General features: G+C 70.0%; 14 protein-coding genes and 1 tRNA gene. 10 read left to right on the top strand and 5 right to left on the bottom strand.

Annotated elements, in window-relative coordinates:
• The first annotated feature begins 140 nt into the window (after positions 1 to 140).
• Positions 141 to 2,129, top strand: coding sequence for a protein kinase family protein (locus NBY65_RS05020; RefSeq protein ID WP_150045359.1), 1,989 nt, complete (start codon positions 141 to 143; stop codon positions 2,127 to 2,129).
• Positions 2,130 to 2,139: 10 nt separating this feature from the next.
• Positions 2,140 to 2,592: a hypothetical protein gene (locus NBY65_RS05015; RefSeq protein WP_150045358.1), complete on the top strand. Its 453-nt coding sequence runs from the start codon at positions 2,140 to 2,142 to the stop codon at positions 2,590 to 2,592.
• 178 nt (positions 2,593 to 2,770) lie between these two features.
• Here NBY65_RS05015 and rpoH read toward each other — a convergent pair whose 3' ends face one another.
• Both rpoH and NBY65_RS05005 read right to left on the bottom strand, forming a co-directional pair.
• Positions 2,771 to 3,592 carry an RNA polymerase sigma factor RpoH gene (gene rpoH, locus NBY65_RS05010; protein WP_456313386.1) on the bottom strand — a complete coding sequence of 274 codons (822 nt, stop codon included), beginning with the start codon at positions 3,590 to 3,592 and terminating at the stop codon, positions 2,771 to 2,773.
• Positions 3,593 to 3,924: 332 nt separating this feature from the next.
• Positions 3,925 to 4,941: an RluA family pseudouridine synthase gene (locus NBY65_RS05005; RefSeq protein WP_150045357.1), complete on the bottom strand. Its 1,017-nt coding sequence runs from the start codon at positions 4,939 to 4,941 to the stop codon at positions 3,925 to 3,927.
• A gap of 45 nt (positions 4,942 to 4,986) precedes the next feature.
• Between NBY65_RS05005 and NBY65_RS05000 the strand changes: the two genes are divergently transcribed.
• The 3 genes from NBY65_RS05000 to NBY65_RS04990 all read left to right on the top strand — a co-directional run bounded on the left by NBY65_RS05000 (position 4,987) and on the right by NBY65_RS04990 (position 6,499).
• The gene (locus NBY65_RS05000; protein ID WP_150045356.1) at positions 4,987 to 5,277 is read left to right on the top strand and encodes a hypothetical protein; all 291 of its coding nucleotides are present in this window, start codon (positions 4,987 to 4,989) and stop codon (positions 5,275 to 5,277) included.
• Between the two features lie 146 nt (positions 5,278 to 5,423).
• A tRNA-Glu gene (locus tag NBY65_RS04995) sits at positions 5,424 to 5,499 on the top strand.
• 463 nt (positions 5,500 to 5,962) lie between these two features.
• Complete coding sequence (locus NBY65_RS04990; protein WP_150045355.1) at positions 5,963 to 6,499, top strand: hypothetical protein; 537 nt, start codon at positions 5,963 to 5,965, stop codon at positions 6,497 to 6,499.
• Positions 6,500 to 6,553: 54 nt separating this feature from the next.
• Here the strand turns inward: NBY65_RS04990 and NBY65_RS04985 are convergent, their stop codons facing one another.
• Positions 6,554 to 7,732, bottom strand: coding sequence for a M20 aminoacylase family protein (locus NBY65_RS04985; protein WP_150045354.1), 1,179 nt, complete (start codon positions 7,730 to 7,732; stop codon positions 6,554 to 6,556).
• Positions 7,733 to 7,869: 137 nt separating this feature from the next.
• On the bottom strand, positions 7,870 to 8,721 hold the full coding sequence (locus NBY65_RS04980) for an SDR family oxidoreductase (protein WP_150045353.1): 852 nt from the start codon (positions 8,719 to 8,721) through the stop codon (positions 7,870 to 7,872).
• 132 nt (positions 8,722 to 8,853) lie between these two features.
• Here NBY65_RS04980 and rplM point away from each other — a divergent pair, with 132 nt between their 5' ends.
• The 4 genes from rplM to NBY65_RS04960 all read left to right on the top strand — a co-directional run bounded on the left by rplM (position 8,854) and on the right by NBY65_RS04960 (position 11,458).
• Positions 8,854 to 9,318: a 50S ribosomal protein L13 gene (gene rplM / locus NBY65_RS04975; RefSeq protein WP_150045352.1), complete on the top strand. Its 465-nt coding sequence runs from the start codon at positions 8,854 to 8,856 to the stop codon at positions 9,316 to 9,318.
• A gap of 4 nt (positions 9,319 to 9,322) precedes the next feature.
• On the top strand, positions 9,323 to 9,814 hold the full coding sequence (gene rpsI / locus NBY65_RS04970; RefSeq protein ID WP_150045351.1) for a 30S ribosomal protein S9: 492 nt from the start codon (positions 9,323 to 9,325) through the stop codon (positions 9,812 to 9,814).
• Between the two features lie 107 nt (positions 9,815 to 9,921).
• Positions 9,922 to 10,872, top strand: a complete 951-nt coding sequence (gene argC / locus NBY65_RS04965; RefSeq protein WP_150045350.1) for an N-acetyl-gamma-glutamyl-phosphate reductase — start codon at positions 9,922 to 9,924, stop codon at positions 10,870 to 10,872.
• Entirely contained in the window at positions 10,865 to 11,458 is a 594-nt protein-coding gene (locus NBY65_RS04960) for a hypothetical protein (protein WP_150045349.1), read from the top strand. Before argC ends, NBY65_RS04960 begins: the two co-directional genes overlap by 8 nt.
• A gap of 184 nt (positions 11,459 to 11,642) precedes the next feature.
• On the opposite strand, the gene NBY65_RS04955 is transcribed toward NBY65_RS04960, so the two are convergent.
• Positions 11,643 to 13,445 carry a PHA/PHB synthase family protein gene (locus NBY65_RS04955; protein WP_150045348.1) on the bottom strand — a complete coding sequence of 601 codons (1,803 nt, stop codon included), beginning with the start codon at positions 13,443 to 13,445 and terminating at the stop codon, positions 11,643 to 11,645.
• 248 nt (positions 13,446 to 13,693) lie between these two features.
• Here NBY65_RS04955 and NBY65_RS04950 point away from each other — a divergent pair, with 248 nt between their 5' ends.
• Positions 13,694 to 14,527 carry an OmpA family protein gene (locus NBY65_RS04950; protein WP_250265638.1) on the top strand — a complete coding sequence of 278 codons (834 nt, stop codon included), beginning with the start codon at positions 13,694 to 13,696 and terminating at the stop codon, positions 14,525 to 14,527.
• The last annotated feature ends 158 nt before the right edge of the window (positions 14,528 to 14,685 follow it).

Genomic DNA, 14,685 nt, shown 5'->3' with positions numbered 1-14,685 from the left:
GGGCCTATGGCCCTTGGCGGAGGTCCAGGAGGCAGAGCCTCCTGGCGGGGGCGGGGCAGCGCCCCGCAATCGTTCCCATGTTGGCATTCCGGTAACCAGACCCGGGCGAGACTGGCGGTGGAGGTCCCCGCCGTCCCGCCATGGTCAAGTCACTCCCTTCCGATACCGCTCCCGCGCAGGATCTGATCGCCGGCATCTATGCCGTGGATTTCGCGCGCCCCCTGGCGGCTGCCGGCGCTGGCTTGCCGGCTTTCGCCGCGACCGATCGCAGCCGCGGCGCGGGCCAGGTGATGGCCCTGCAGGTCGCGCCGGGCGCGCCGCCCAGGGCCGATGCGCTGCAGGCGCTGGCCGGGTGGTCGGAAGGCGGCCTGCTGGCGCCGCTCGCGCATGGGCCGGCCATGACGCCGGGGGGCCAGCCGGCCTGGTTCGTGATCTGCTCGTCCCCGCCCGGGCTGCCGGTTTCGGCGGGATTGCGGCCCTGGTCAGAGGCGGAGCTGCTGTCCTGCGTGCTGCGGCCGGTCGCTTCGGTGCTGGCTGCGCTGGAAGCCCGTCGCGTCACCCATCGGGCGATTTGCCCGGACAACCTGTTCCGGGCCGGCGCGGGGGAGACGGTGGTGTTGGGGGCGGGGTGGGCGGCGCCGCCGGCCAGCCTGCAGCCTTCCCTGTTCGAACCCCCTTATTCCGCCATGTGCCTGGCAGCCGGTCGCGGTGAGGGCAGTATTGCCGACGATGTCTATGCGCTCGGGGTCACGCTGCTGGTGCTTGCCTTGGGGCGGGTGCCGCTGCAGGGGCTCGACGACACGGCGATCCTGCGGCGCAAGCTGGCGCTTGGCAGTTTCGCCGCGCTGACTGGTGAGGAGAAGCTGTCCCCGGTCATCGCCGACCTGGTGCGGGGCATGTTGGCGGAGGATCCCGAGCACCGGCCGCCTCCGGTGCTGCTGACCGATCCCGTGGCGGCACGCGGCCGGCGGGTGGCGGCACGTCCCCCGCGCCGGGCGCAACGTCCGCTCGAGGATGGCGCGGGCGCGATCTGGGATGCGCGGAGCCTCGCGCATGCGATCGCCACCGCTCCCGAGGCGGGGGTCAGGCTGTTGTGCGGGGGGGCAGTGGATCGTTGGCTGCGGCGCAGCTTCGGTGATTCCGGCCTGGCCGCGCGGATGGATGATTTGGTACGGCTGCGCGCCGCCGACGCCGTGGCCGGTGATACCCATGCGGATGGCTTGCTGGCGATGCGCGCCGTGGCCTTGCTGGATCCCCTGGCGCCGTTGTGCTGGCGTGGCATCGCGATCTGGCCGGATGGGCTGGGGCCGGCGTTGGCGGCGCAAGCGCCGGCCGAAGTCACCGATCGCCTCCTCGAGATCGTCGCCACCGAGGCCGCGAGCAGTTGGGCGGCGCTACGGGCAGAGCGCTGCGATGGTGCCGCGCTGCGACTGCAGGCACGGCAGCACCGCATGCTGTTGCGGCTGCGGGGCTGGGGCGGCGGATTGCCGCGGCTGCGCTATGCCCTCAATTCGTTGCTGCCCTGTGCGAGCCCCTTGCTGGCGGGGCGGCTGGTCGTCCAGGTGACGGAGCTGCTGCTGGCCCTGGAGACGGTGGCCGCCCGGCCGGAGGCGCGCGGACAGTCACCGATCGATCGTGACATCGCGGCGTTCCTGGCAACCCGTCAGGACCAGCGTATCGAGGGAGAACTGGCGGAGCTCGCGGAAGGACCGCCGGCGCGCGTCGCCATCGCGGAGCTGCGCGTCCTGGCGGACCTGCAGTGGCGGCTGGGGGGACGCAGCCTGCCGCGTCTTGCCGCGTGGCTGGCCGAACGGCTCGGGCCGGCCCTGGACACCTGGCGCAACCGTGCGCGCCGGCAGGAGCGCGGCCGGGCCCTGGCCGCCGCGGCGGCGACCGGACGGCTCGGGGCGATGCTGGACATGCTTGAAGACGGGCCGGCGCGGCTGGCCGACCAGCGTGGGGCGGAGGCCGCGGAAGACGCGGTCCGGCGAATCGATGCGGAGCTCGCGACGCTGGTGGCGGGGAGTTCCTCGCGTGCCGAAACCGCGCGGCGGCTGGGGCAGGAGCTGGCCCTGGGAATGGCGACGATGGTGATCACGGTGGCCCTGGTCGCGGCGGTGCTGTCATGAAGGGACGTGCATGAGCGGGCATGCGGACATCCAGGGGCGAGCCCCGGGCACGGCGATCTGGTTGGGCGGATTGGCCTGTGGCGCGGTGGTGGCCCTGGCCACGCCCTGTGCCGTGCTGGTCTCGTTGTTGCTGGCGCCAGGGTTGGTGGCCATCCTGCTGGATCGTGACGCCGGGCGGAAGCCGGCGCGCACTGTCTTGCTATGTGGCGGGGCCCTGGTGATCGACCCGCTGGTCACGCTCTGGCAGAGCGGGCAGGGGGTCGGGGCGGCACTGGGCATGGCAGCGGACCCGGCGATCCTGGCCGCATGCTGGGCCGCGCAGGCCGGTGCCTGGCTGTTCGCCCAGATCCTGCCGATCGTGGTGCGTCTGGTGCTGGATGCGGCGGTGGCGGCGCGGGCGGCACGGCTGCGGGCCGAGCGGGGGCGCTACGAGACGGAGTGGGGCGTGCCCGCCGCGGAATAGCACGGGCCAGAGGCCGGGCCTGCGACACCGGACCGGTGGCATCGCGGCAGCGGGGGGTATGTACAAAAAAACGGGGCGCCGCTGAACTTCTGGCGGCATCCCCGTCCTGGCCGGGCCGGCGAGGCCGGTGATGTCCGGGACAGGCCCGGACCCACCGCACCGGCGTGTCGCCGACCGGTCAGGCGGCGCGTTCGACCAAAGCCTGGCGGCGCTGCTCGGCGACGCGGTTGTGCATCGCCTTCTGCAGCTTCTCGAACGCCCGCACCTCGATCTGCCGCACCCGCTCGCGCGAGATCCCGTATTGCTGCGACAGTTCCTCAAGGGTCGTCGGATTATCCTTCAGGCGGCGCTCGATGAGGATGTGACGCTCGCGCTCGTTCAGCGTCTTCAACGCGCCCGAGAGCAGTGCCTTGCGGCCGCTCAGCTCCTCGTGCTCGGCGATCGTGGTTTCCTGGCTTTCGGATTCGTCCACCAGCCAGTCCTGCCACTCTCCTTCCGAATCCGCCCGGACGGGCGAGTTCAGGCTGTGGTCGGGCGCCGAAAGCCGGCGGTTCATGCTGATCACGTCCTGCTCGGGCACGTCGAGCACGCGGGCGATCTTGGCTACCTGCTCGGGCTGCAGGTCGCCGTCGTCGATCGCCTGCATCTGGCCCTTCAGCCGGCGCAGGTTGAAGAACAGCTTCTTCTGGGCAGCGGTGGTGCCCATCTTCACCAGCGACCAGGAATGCAGGATGTATTCCTGGATCGCGGCGCGGATCCACCACATGGCATAGGTTGCCAGACGGAAGCCGCGGTCCGGGTCGAACCGCTTGACCGCCTGCATCATGCCGACGTTGCCTTCGCTGATCAGCTCGCCCAGGGGCAGGCCGTAGCCGCGGTAGCCCATGGCGATCTTGGCAACTAAACGAAGATGTGATGTGACCAGCTTATGTGCCGCCGCCATGTCCTCATGGTCGCGCCACCGCCGGGAGAGTTCCAGCTCTTCCTCGGGGGTCAGCATCGGGTATTTGCGGATCTCCTGGAGATACCGCGACAGGTTGCCCTCGGGGGCGATGGGGGTGACGGCAGAGACCACGGTCAGGACTCCTTTCGTCCGGTCGGCTTTCGCGTCCTGCCCTTTACGGCGCAGGCGGTCGGCCGGTTGCGAAGTACGCCGACTTCCGGTGAAGCCGGGGGATGTCGGGAAGACTCATCGGCCTCGGTGCGTGCCCCATTCTGCGGCAGCGTCGCACCACCCGGTCGCACGACACTGACATCCTCCGCGTGTCGCGTGCGGCAATCTATACCGGACAGGAGCGGTCCGGTCAATAATCCGGACTGGTTAAGTCGGGATTAAGTTTCCGTCAGAGCCACGAGTCCGAGCCGGTCGAGCAGGGCCTGCATGTCCGCGGGCGGGGGGGTCACGAAGCTGAGCGGCGCCCCGGTGCGGGGATGGCGGAAGCCCAGCCGGGTCGCGTGCAGGGCCTGGCGGGGGAAGTCGAGCAAGGCGGCGCGGGTCGGCGCGTCCAGCAGGCGCGCCGCCGCGGGGATGCGACGAAGGTAAAGTGGATCCCCGACCACCGGATGGCCGCGATGCGAGAGATGCACGCGGATCTGGTGGGTGCGGCCGGTGGCGAGCCTCACCTCCAGCAGCGTCACGGCCGAGTCGCGATGTCCCAGGGTGCGGTACCGGGTCAGCGCCGGCTTGCCGCCCCGGCTGACCACGGCCATGCGCTTGCGCTCGCGCGGGTCGCGGCCGATCGGGCCCTCGATCTCGCCCGTGGCCGGGTTGGGCAATCCCCAGCACAGGGCCAGGTAGGCACGGTCGAGGTCGCGGCTGGCGAAGGCGGCCGAGAGCGTGGCCAGGGCCTGCTCGGTCTTCGCCACCACCATGACCCCGGAGGTGTCCTTGTCGAGCCGGTGCACGATGCCCGGCCGCTTCTCCCCGCCGATGCCCGGCAGGTCATTGCCGCAATGGGCGAGCAGGGCATTGACCAGGGTGCCTTCCTCATTGCCCGGGGCGGGATGGACAACCAGGCCGGGCGGCTTGTCGAGCACCAGCAGGTCGCGGTCCTCGTACAGGATGGGGAAGGGGATCCGCTCGGGCTGCGGCACCGCGGGGGCGGGCGGCGGCACGTCGAGCCGGTAGACCGCGCCGGGCCGCACCGGCTCGGCGGGCTCGCGCAGGCGGATGCCGTCGCGGCTGACCTGCCCGGCCTCGATCAACCCTTTCACGCGCGAGCGCGACAGGGCGGGAATGTGATCGGCAAGAAAACGGTCGGTGCGCTGGCCGGCATGCTCGGGCAGGGCGGCGACACTGTGCAGCTCGGCGCCGTTGCCGATTGCCTCGGGCGCGATTTCGTCGGACATGGCCGCGGGATACTCCGGATGCGGAGCCGCGACGAGAGGAATGGGATGGCGAACGGGTTGCCGATGGGCGCGCTGAAGGTGGCGGTGGTGGCGATGGGCGTGCTGATCGTTGCCGGGGTGCTGACCATCGCGGTGGTGATCGCGGGGCGGATGTCGCAGATGCCGGCGGCCACCAGCGCGGTGGTGCTGGACGAGCCGGCGGGCACGCGCATCGTGGGGGTCTCGGCCTTGCCGGACCGGCTGGCGTTGCAATTGCAAGGGGGTGGCCCGGACCGGGTGGTGATGGTCGACATCCGCACCGGCCGGGTCGTCGCCCGGGCCGCGCTGGCGCACTGAGCGGCGGTCCCGGTCCCCGGCGGGGCGGCAGTGCCGGTTCCGGCGGGCCCGTCCGGCGCACGCGTGGGAGCCATGCATCACCCCGGATCGGCCAGAACACGGCTTGATGTCGGCGCGGGAAGGCCGTAGAAGCCGCCCCAGACGCGGTCCCGTTCGTCTAGAGGCCTAGGACACCGCCCTCTCACGGCGGTAACAGGGGTTCGAATCCCCTACGGGACGCCATTTTCCTTCGGCCATTCGATTTTTTTCCAGCCCGCAGCGGTTGCGCTGCGCGGGGCGTTCAGCCCTGTGTCCGGTGCTGGTCCGGACCCATTCCCTGCAAGTTGTCCCCCGCTGCGATCGACCGTCGCATAGCGGCGATTTTGGCTGGAATCCCTCGGGTTCCGGGACTCGTCACGGAAAAGAGACTGTTTGGAACAGTGCTCTAGGCGATTGCCGTCTTTTCGGGCAATTCGATCATGTGCTTGAAGACATTGGTTGCGAACGCAGTGTCCAAGAGTTCCCCACAGAGTTTTCCACAGAAGCCGTGGATATCCTGTAACGGGAATTCCCCACGATGGTACGCGTGCCCCTCTTGAGGGCAGGCAACCGTATTTCGTGAAGCAAAAGCAACGAACTGGCCCCTCTTGACCGGCTTCCCGGCCGTGGGTTTGGTCCCCGGCCCACACCGGGCTAGCATCACCGGATGCACCCTGGACCGCGACGGTTGCCGCCGGAGCCATGGCCCGATCCGGGCGACGATCCTGGTGACCTTCCCGCTGCCGCCGCGCAGGCCCTGCGCGCGGCCGGCGCGGCCTGGGATGACGAGGCGACGGCCGAACGCCATGTCCGGGACGCGCTTGCGCTCGCGCCGGGGCATCTCGCCGTGCAGATCGGCGCCTACAAGTTCTTTCTCTATCGCCATCGTCTGGCCGAAGCCCTGCCGCTGGCCGAGGCCTGCCTGGCCGGCGCGCTGCGCCGGACCAACCTGCCGGCCGACTGGCGCGATCTGAGGCCGGACCAGGCGGCGTTCGGAAGCTTCGAACCTGCTCCGCGGCTGGTGCTGTTCGCGCTGTTCGCCTGTGGCTACCTGCTGGCCCGGCTCGATCGGCAGGACGAAAGCCGGGAGGTGCTCATGAAGGTCGCGGAACTGGATCCGCCGGATCGCATGGGCGCGCGCCGCCTGCTGGCGGTGCTCGATCGTGGCGGGCGCGACGAGGACGGGCGCGACGAAGAGGCGTGAGCACGCCCCCTCAGCGGATCCGGCCGGGCTGTCGCCTGCCCGGCCGGGGATGCCTCAGCCGCGATCCTTGCGCGGCAGCAGTTGCTCGGCCAGGGTCACCCAGTAGCTCGCCCCAACCGCCAGCACCTCGTCATTGAAGTCGTATTGCGGATGGTGCGGCATGGGACAGTCGCCTTCTCCCGCGCCGAGCATGATGTAGCTGCCCTGCTTGGCGTTCAGCATGAAGGCGAAATCCTCGCCGCCCATGGTCGGCTTGGCCATTTCGCTGACGCGTGCCGGGCCGGCCACTGCCTCGGCGGCGCGGATGGTCAGGTCGGTGGCGTCCGCGTCGTTCACGGTGGGGGGGTAGGCGCGGTCGAACACCACGTCCGCCTGAGCGCCGAAGCTTTCGGCGATGCCGGTGGCGAGCCGCCGCACCCCGTCTTCCAGCCGGTCGCCGATATGCGGGGCGAACCAGCGGGCGGTGCCGAGCATGCGCACCGATTCGGGAATGACGTTGTAGATATGGCCGCCGCTGATATGGCCGATGGTGACCACGCCGCTCTCCACCGGCTCGATCGAGCGCGCCACGATGGTCTGCAGCGCGCTGACGATCTGCGCCGCCACCACGATCGGGTCGATGCTGCGATGCGGATGGGCGCCATGGGCGCCACGGCCGGTGATGGTGATCTCGATATTGGCGACCGCCGCCATCATCGGCCCCTTGCGCCACAGGAAGGTGCCTGCCGGGGCGGCCGGCCAGTTGTGCATGCCGAAGACCAGGTCCATCGGGCAGCGCTCGAACAGGCCTTCCTTCACCATCAGCTCGCCGCCGGCCAGGTTCTCCTCGGCCGGCTGGAAGATCACGTAGACGGTGCCGTCGAAATTCCGGGTCTCGGCGAGGTATTTCGCCGCACCCAGCAGCATGGCGGTGTGGCCGTCATGGCCGCAGGCATGCATCACGCCCGGAGTGACGCTCGCATAGGGCTTGCCGGTCTGTTCGTGGATCGGCAGGGCATCCATGTCGGCGCGCAGCCCGATCGCACCGCCCGGGCCGCGGCCCCGGATCACCCCGATCACGCCGGTCCGCGCGAGGCCGGTGATGACCTCGTCCACCCCGAAGCTGCGCAGCTTTTCCTGCACCAGGGCGCTGGTCCGCACTTCCTGCAGGGAGAGTTCCGGGTGACGATGCAGATCCTGCCGCCATTCCATCATCTCGGCATGGAATTCGGCGACGCGGTTGATCAGGGGCATGAACGCGCTTTCCGGTGACAGGGTGAAAATCCAAGCCTGCCCATCCACCTGGCGCTCGGGAAGTGTGGTGATGCGCCGGCCCGCTCATGGCAGGTCCCCCGCTCCATCATGAGGAGCCGGGGATGCGCGGTGTGTCCTTATGCGGCCGGAAAGGTTCGTTGCAGGCCGGCCTCGAGCGGCACCGGCATGACCCCGAGCGTCCCTTGCATGTCATCGATGCGGAACGCCTTGTCTTCCAGCAGGCGGCGGATTTCATCGGCCCGGATGCGCGGCAGGAAGGGCAGGGCGGTCAGCGGCGAGGCGGCGATCAGCGCCCAGGCCGGCACCGGCACGATGCGCGGCGCGGCGAGGCCGGCGGCCCGGGCGACCGCCCGGACGAAATCGGCGTAGGGCATCGCCGCGGGCCCCGCGATCACCAGCGCCCGTGGCGTGCCCCATGCCACTGCCAGCGCCGCCATCACGCAGCGCGTCACGTCGTCCTGATGGATCGGCTGCACCAGCGCCTGCCCGCCGCCCGGCAGCGGCACCAGGGGCAGGCGGCGGAGCAGGGCGGCGAGGCGCTGCACGTTGTCCTCGCCCTGTGCGCCGTAGATCATGGTCGGATGCAGCATCACCCCGTCGCGGCCGGAGGCGAGCAGCGCCGCCTCGCCGGCCTGCACGCCCAGCCCGTGCGCGTCGGGCCAGCGGGTGAAGCGGCGCGTGCTGCCGAGCAGGACCAGCCGCGCCGGCCGGGGCGCCGCCTCCAGGATTGCCGGGGTATGTCGTGCATGGGCGCATGAGACGATGCGCGCGGCATCGCCGAGCGCCGCCCTGAGCGCAACGGAATCGGTCAGGTCGGCCACGCGCGCGGGCGCCGTTCCGCCGCCGGCGCGCCATTTCGCCGCGTCGCGCACCACCGGCACGGCGGTCACGTTCGCGGCGGCGAGGGCGCGGCACAGCGCCAGGCCGGAACGGCCGGAGGCGCCGATGACATGGACCGGACTGGACATGGGCCTTCTCTAACGGGCCGCGATGCCGGCCCGCAATCTGTGGTATTATAATACCACAAGCGCGAAACCTTGACGCAGCCTGGGTTCGCCGGCATAAGCCGCGCCTCGAATTCCCCTGAGGACACCGGACCCATGAAGACTACCCTCTCGCTGAAGCCCGCGGAGGTGAAGAAGGACTGGGTGCTGATCGATGCTGAGGGCCTGGTGCTGGGCCGTCTCGCCGCGATCATCGCCAACCGGCTTCGCGGCAAGCACAAGGCGCAGTTCACCCCGCATGTCGATTGCGGTGACAATGTCGTCGTCATCAATGCGGCCAAGGTGAAGGTCACCGGCCACAAGCTCGACCAGTCGGTGTTCTACTGGCACACCGGCTATCCCGGCGGCGTCAAGGGCCGCACCATGCGCCAGCGCCTCGACAGCGCCCATCCCGAGCGCGTGCTGGAAAAGGCGGTCGAGCGCATGATCACGCGCGGCCCGCTGCAGCGCAAGCAGATGAAGCACCTGTACGTCTACGGCGGGACCAGCCATCCGCACGAGGGCCAGCAGCCCCGCCCGCTCGACATCGCCGCTCTCAACCGCAAGAACAAGGGGGTCTGAGACGATGTCCGGCACCCAGCCCACCCGTACCCTCGCCGATCTGAAGGATCTGGCGGTCGCCGCCGCCACCGAGGCGGACCAGCCCAAGCGTGAGCCCAAGCGCGACGCGCTCGGCCGCAGCTACGCGACCGGCCGCCGCAAGGACGCGGTGGCGCGCGTGTGGATCAAGCCCGGCAAGGGCGAGATCCAGGTGAACGGCAAGCGCGTCGGCCAGTATTTCGCCCGGCCGGTGCTGCGCATGCTGATCACCCAGCCCTTCCTGGTGGCCGATCGCTACAACCAGTTCGACGTGTACTGCACGGTCACCGGCGGTGGCCTTTCCGGCCAGGCCGGCGCGGTGCGCCATGGCATCAGCCGCGCGCTGACCCATTACGAGCCGGAGCTGCGCCCGATCCTGAAGATGGCCGGCTTCCTCACCCGCGACCCGCGCGTCGTCGAGCGCAAGAAGTACGGCCGCGCCAAGGCCCGCCGCAGCTTCCAGTTCAGCAAGCGCTGAGCCGCTCCCGCTTTCACGATGCGACAGGGGGGCTGGCCCGGCGGGCCAGCCCCCCTTACTTTTTCGGCGACCGCAAGACGACGATACCGTCGACAAGGAGACGGCACATGGCGAAGGCCAGGATCTTCATCGATGGCGAGGCCGGCACCACGGGCCTGGGCATCCGCGAGCGACTGCGCGACGAGGCCACGGTGGAACTGCTCAGCCTGGCCCCCGAGCATCGCAAGGATCCGGCGGCGCGACGCGAGGCCATGGAAGCGGCCGATCTCGTGGTGCTTTGCCTGCCGGATGCCGCAGCCAGGGAATCCGTCGCCCTGGCGGAAGATCTCGGCGCAGCGGCGCCGAAGCTGCTGGATGCCAGCAGTGCCCACCGGGTCGCTCCGGGCTGGGTCTATGGCTTCCCCGAACTGCAACCGGGGCAGGCACAGGTGGTGGCGCAGGCGCACAAGGTCACCAATCCGGGCTGCTATCCGACCGGTGCCATCGCCCTGCTGCGCCCACTGGTCGATGCCGGCCTGCTGCCGGCGGATTTTCCTGTCACCATCAACGCGGTGTCGGGTTACTCCGGTGGCGGCAAGGGGCTGATCGAGGCGCATGAGGCGGATGGCGGCCCGGCTTTCGAGCTGTACGGCCTCGGCCTCGAGCACAAGCACGTGCCCGAGCTGCAGCTTTATGCTGGCCTGACCCGCCGGCCGTTGTTCGTGCCGTCGGTCGGGCATTACCGGCAGGGCATGCTGGTGTCCGTGCCGCTGCACCTGGATGTGCTGCCCGGCACGCTGCAGGGGGCCGATCTGCAGGCGGTGCTGGAAGCGTATTACCGCGGCTCCCCGGACGTGTCGGTCCCGCCGCCCACCGCCGATGGCAAGCTGGAGCCGGAGGCGCTGAACGATACCAACCGCCTGGAACTGCGCGTTTTCGCCAACGAGGCGCGGCGGCAGGCGGTGCTGGTGGCGCGGCTCGACAATCTGGGCAAGGGGGCCTCGGGCGCGGCGCTGCGGAACATCCGCCTGATGCTGGGACTGGACGAGGCGGCGCGGCAGGAACGCGCCGATGCCTGATCCGGGCCCGGCGCGGTTGCTGCCGCGCCGGGTCGTCGCGTTGGCGGCGGGGCTGCTGCTCACGGCCTGCGGGGCGGTCACGTCCGGCACGGTCGATACGCCTTTCGTGCCGCCCGCGGCGCTCGGCACCAATCTCGACGCCGACCAAGCGGCGGCGGGCATCGCCGGCTGGGCCTTCGCCAGCCCGGCCAACACGCGCGGCCGCCCCGTCGAGGCGGCGCGGGCGGTGATCGCGATGGAATACCTGTCCGGACTGCTGTCCGGCTCCGCCCCTTATCCGAACGTCTCCCCGCTGGTGCAGCAGCAATTGCTGGCAGGACGGCAGGAGGTGCGGCGGACGCTCGGCGTGCCGCCGGACGCGCCGTCACAGGCGGTGGTGGATGCCATGATCAGGGTCCAGAACGGGCTGTTCACGGGCGATCTGGCGGCGGCGACGATGGCGCTGCAGCCGCCGCTGTTCGGCTTCGGGCCGCAGGCCACGCTGCAGATCCTCGCCAACCTGCCGCCGCTGCCACAGGCCAATGTGGCGACCCAGCGGGCGCAGTTCGACCTGCAGCCGGGCGGGGGCCGGTGCTGGGGGTGCTGAATTGAAGGCCAGGGCTCTGCCCTGGACCTGGCAGGGGCCACAAGGCCCCTGCACCCCATAAGCGCTGCGCGGCACAGAATATCGGGTTCCAAGGGCGAAGCCCTTGGTGGAGGTCCAGGAGGCGAAGCCTCGTCACGCGAAGGCGTGCCTTCGCACGACGTCGGGTGCGGGGCGAAGCCCCGCCTCAGGTCAGCAGCACCTTCACGTAGCTGCCGGGCGCGTCTTCCAGCACGGGCAGCTTGCCGTCACCGGGAACCCGGGCCTTCACCTGCCGCTTGTCGAGGGCGGTCACCCAGCGCTGCCAGTCCGGCCACCACGATCCGGCGATCTCGGTGGCGCCCTTGAACCAGTCCTCGGGCTGCTCCGGCAGATCCGTGTTGATCCAGTGGCTGTATTTGCCGCCTTCCGGCGGGTTGACCACGCCGGCGATATGGCCGGAGGCCGCCAGTACGAAGCGGTTTTCGCCCTGCAGCAGGTGGGTGCCGTAATAGGTGCTGCGCCACGGCGCGATGTGGTCCTCGCGGGTGGAGATGAAGTAGGCGGGCACCTTGACCTGGCGCAGGTCGATCGGGGTATCGGCCAGGGAGATGCCGCCGGGTTCGCGCAGCCGGTTCTCCTGGTACATGTTGCGCAGGTAGAAGCTGTGCATCCGCGCCGGCATGCGGGTGGAATCGCTGTTCCAGTAGAGCAGGTCGAACGGGAACGGGTCGTTGCCGAGCAGGTAATTGTTCACCACGAACGACCAGATCAGGTCGTTGGCGCGCAACATGTTGAAGGTGGTCGCCATCTCGCTGCCATCGAGATAGCCGCGGCGGTTCATCTTGTCCTCGAGCATCTTGAGCTGTTCTTCGTCGATGAAGACGCCGAGCTCGCCGCACTCGCGGAAATCCATCAGGGTGACGAAGAAGGTGGCGCTTTTGATGCGCTGGTCGCCATGGGCGGTCATCCAGGCCTGGCTGGAGGCGAGCAGCGTGCCGCCGAGGCAGTAGCCGATCGCGTTGACGCCGTCCTCGCCGGTGGCCGCCTCGATCGCGCTCAAGGCCTCGAGGATGCCTTCTTTCATGTAGTCCTCGAAGCCCTTCTGGGCGAGCCGCTCGTCGGGGTTCACCCAGGAGATGATGAACACCGTATGTCCCTGGGCGACCGCCCAGCGGACGAAGCTGTTCTTCGGGCGCAGGTCCAGGATGTAGAACTTGTTGATCCAGGGCGGCACGATCAGCAGCGGCCGCTTGAGCGCCTTCTCGGTGGTCGGCGTGTACTGGATGAGCTGCATCAGCTCGTTCTGGTACACCACCTTGCCCGGGGTGACGGCGATGTTCTCGCCGATCCGGAAGGCGTCCATGTCGGTCATCTTGATGCGCAGCTCGCCCTTGCCGCGCTCCAGGTCACCGAGCAGGTTCTTCAACCCTTTCAGCAGGTTCTCGCCGCCGGTCTCGACGGTCTTGCGCAGAACCTCGGGGTTGGTGAGCAGGAAGTTGGAAGGGCTCATCGCGTCGACGAACTGCCGCGCGTAGAAATCCACCTTCTGGGCGGTGTGGGGCTCGAGGCCATCGGCCTGCTTGACCACATCCTGGATGAAGCGGGCCGAGAGCAGGTAGGACTGCCGGATGAAGTCGAAGACCTCGTTTTCTTTCCAGGCGTCGTCCTTGAAGCGACGGTCCTTCGGGTCGCCCTCGATCACCGGCGCGCCGTCCATGCCGAGCAGCCGGCGCGCGGTGTTCTGCCAGAGCGACATGTAGTCCTGCCAGAAGCCGAGCTGCGCCTGCATCAGCTTGGTGGGATTGGACATCAGCTTCGCCGTCATTTCCATGAAGGCGCCCCCGATGTTCAGGGGGTCGGGGCTCTGCAGCCCGCTTTCGGTCTGCCGGCGCAGCCATTCCGCCACAATGCGCTGCGAACGCTCGGCGATGTCGGCCATGGAGCGTCCGAATTCGGTGGGGTCGGGCAGCTTGAAGGCGCCGGCTTCCGGCTTGGTCGGCTCGGCCATGCGGCTATCCTTTCCGTAGGTCGGCTCGCGCGCTACATCTCGTGTGCCGGAAATGCGGCAGCAGTCTGGAGCACTCCGACCCTTTTATGTCAGATGGACGTGTGTACGAACTTGATAGAGTGCGCTCCCTGACCGTTCAAGTGCGACCGGCGCAGGGCTTGCATACCAGCCAAAATCCAGCGAGGTGTGCTGTCGTTCTCTTGACGGCCGGGTTGCTGGCAGGCTGTGCCTCTGGCTCGGTCAGTCCGGTGGATTGGTGGCATTCGCTGGAGGGCGGGCGCATCGCCGAGCAGCGGCCGCCGCCGCCCAATGCGGACGCGCCCTATCCCAGCCTGGGCACGGTGCCGGCGCGGCCGGTGGTGACCGACCATGCCACCCGTGGCCGGATTGCCAGCGGGCTCACGGAGGAGCGGCGGAACGCGGAATACGCGATCTCTTCCCCGGCCGAACCCTATCAGCCGCCCAGGGTGCCCCCGGCCGCGGCCGCTTCCCAGGACGCTCCTTCCGCCTCGTTGCAGGCGGCGAGCGCGCCGCCGGCGCCTGCTCCGGCCGCCCGGCCGGCGCCGCCGCCGCAGGAAGCGCCCGCAGCCCCGGTGACCGCCGATCCGGCGGCCCCTGCCGCGTCGGCCCCTTCCGCCCCGGCCGGTGCCGCCATGGCGGAACTGCCGGCCATCCCGGCGGCGCCGCCGCCGGCGCCGCGCATCCCGGGGGTGCCGGTGCCCGCCGTGACTGCCCCGACGCCGCCGCCGGTCGCACCACCCCCACCCGCGCCGGCGCCCCCGCCCGCGCCGGCCGGCACCGTGCTGGTGCCGTTCAGCACCGGTGGAACGGCGATCGCCCCGGAGACGGAAACGGCGCTGCGGGCGCTCGCGGCCAGGCGCGGCACGGCCGCCATCGTCGTGACCGGCTATGGCGAGGCGCTGGGCAGCGATCCCGACGCCCAGGCTGCGTCCCTGCCACTGGCCCTGGCCCGCGCCCGCGCGGTCGCGGCGGTGATGATGGCTGCCGGCGTGCCTGCATCGCACCTGCGGCTGACTGCGCGGGCGGAGGGGCGCGGTGGCGCCGCCCGTATCGCCAACTGAAGGATTGTGAAAGAATAGGTGTTGCCCCCGGATCCCGCCGGGATCATGCCGCCCCTCCGGGCCGGCACGGTCCCGCCGGCCTGCGCGACCAGCACGTCTCGACCTTCTTCACTTGCTCCAGACTTGGTGGGCGGGGCATTCCGGCCTGTCCCACCAAA

It is taken from the genome of Rhodovastum atsumiense, from assembly GCF_937425535.1.
GTDB classification, from domain to species: Bacteria; Pseudomonadota; Alphaproteobacteria; order Acetobacterales; family Acetobacteraceae; genus Rhodovastum; species Rhodovastum atsumiense.
This window is presented reverse-complemented; position numbering and strand designations above follow the sequence as displayed.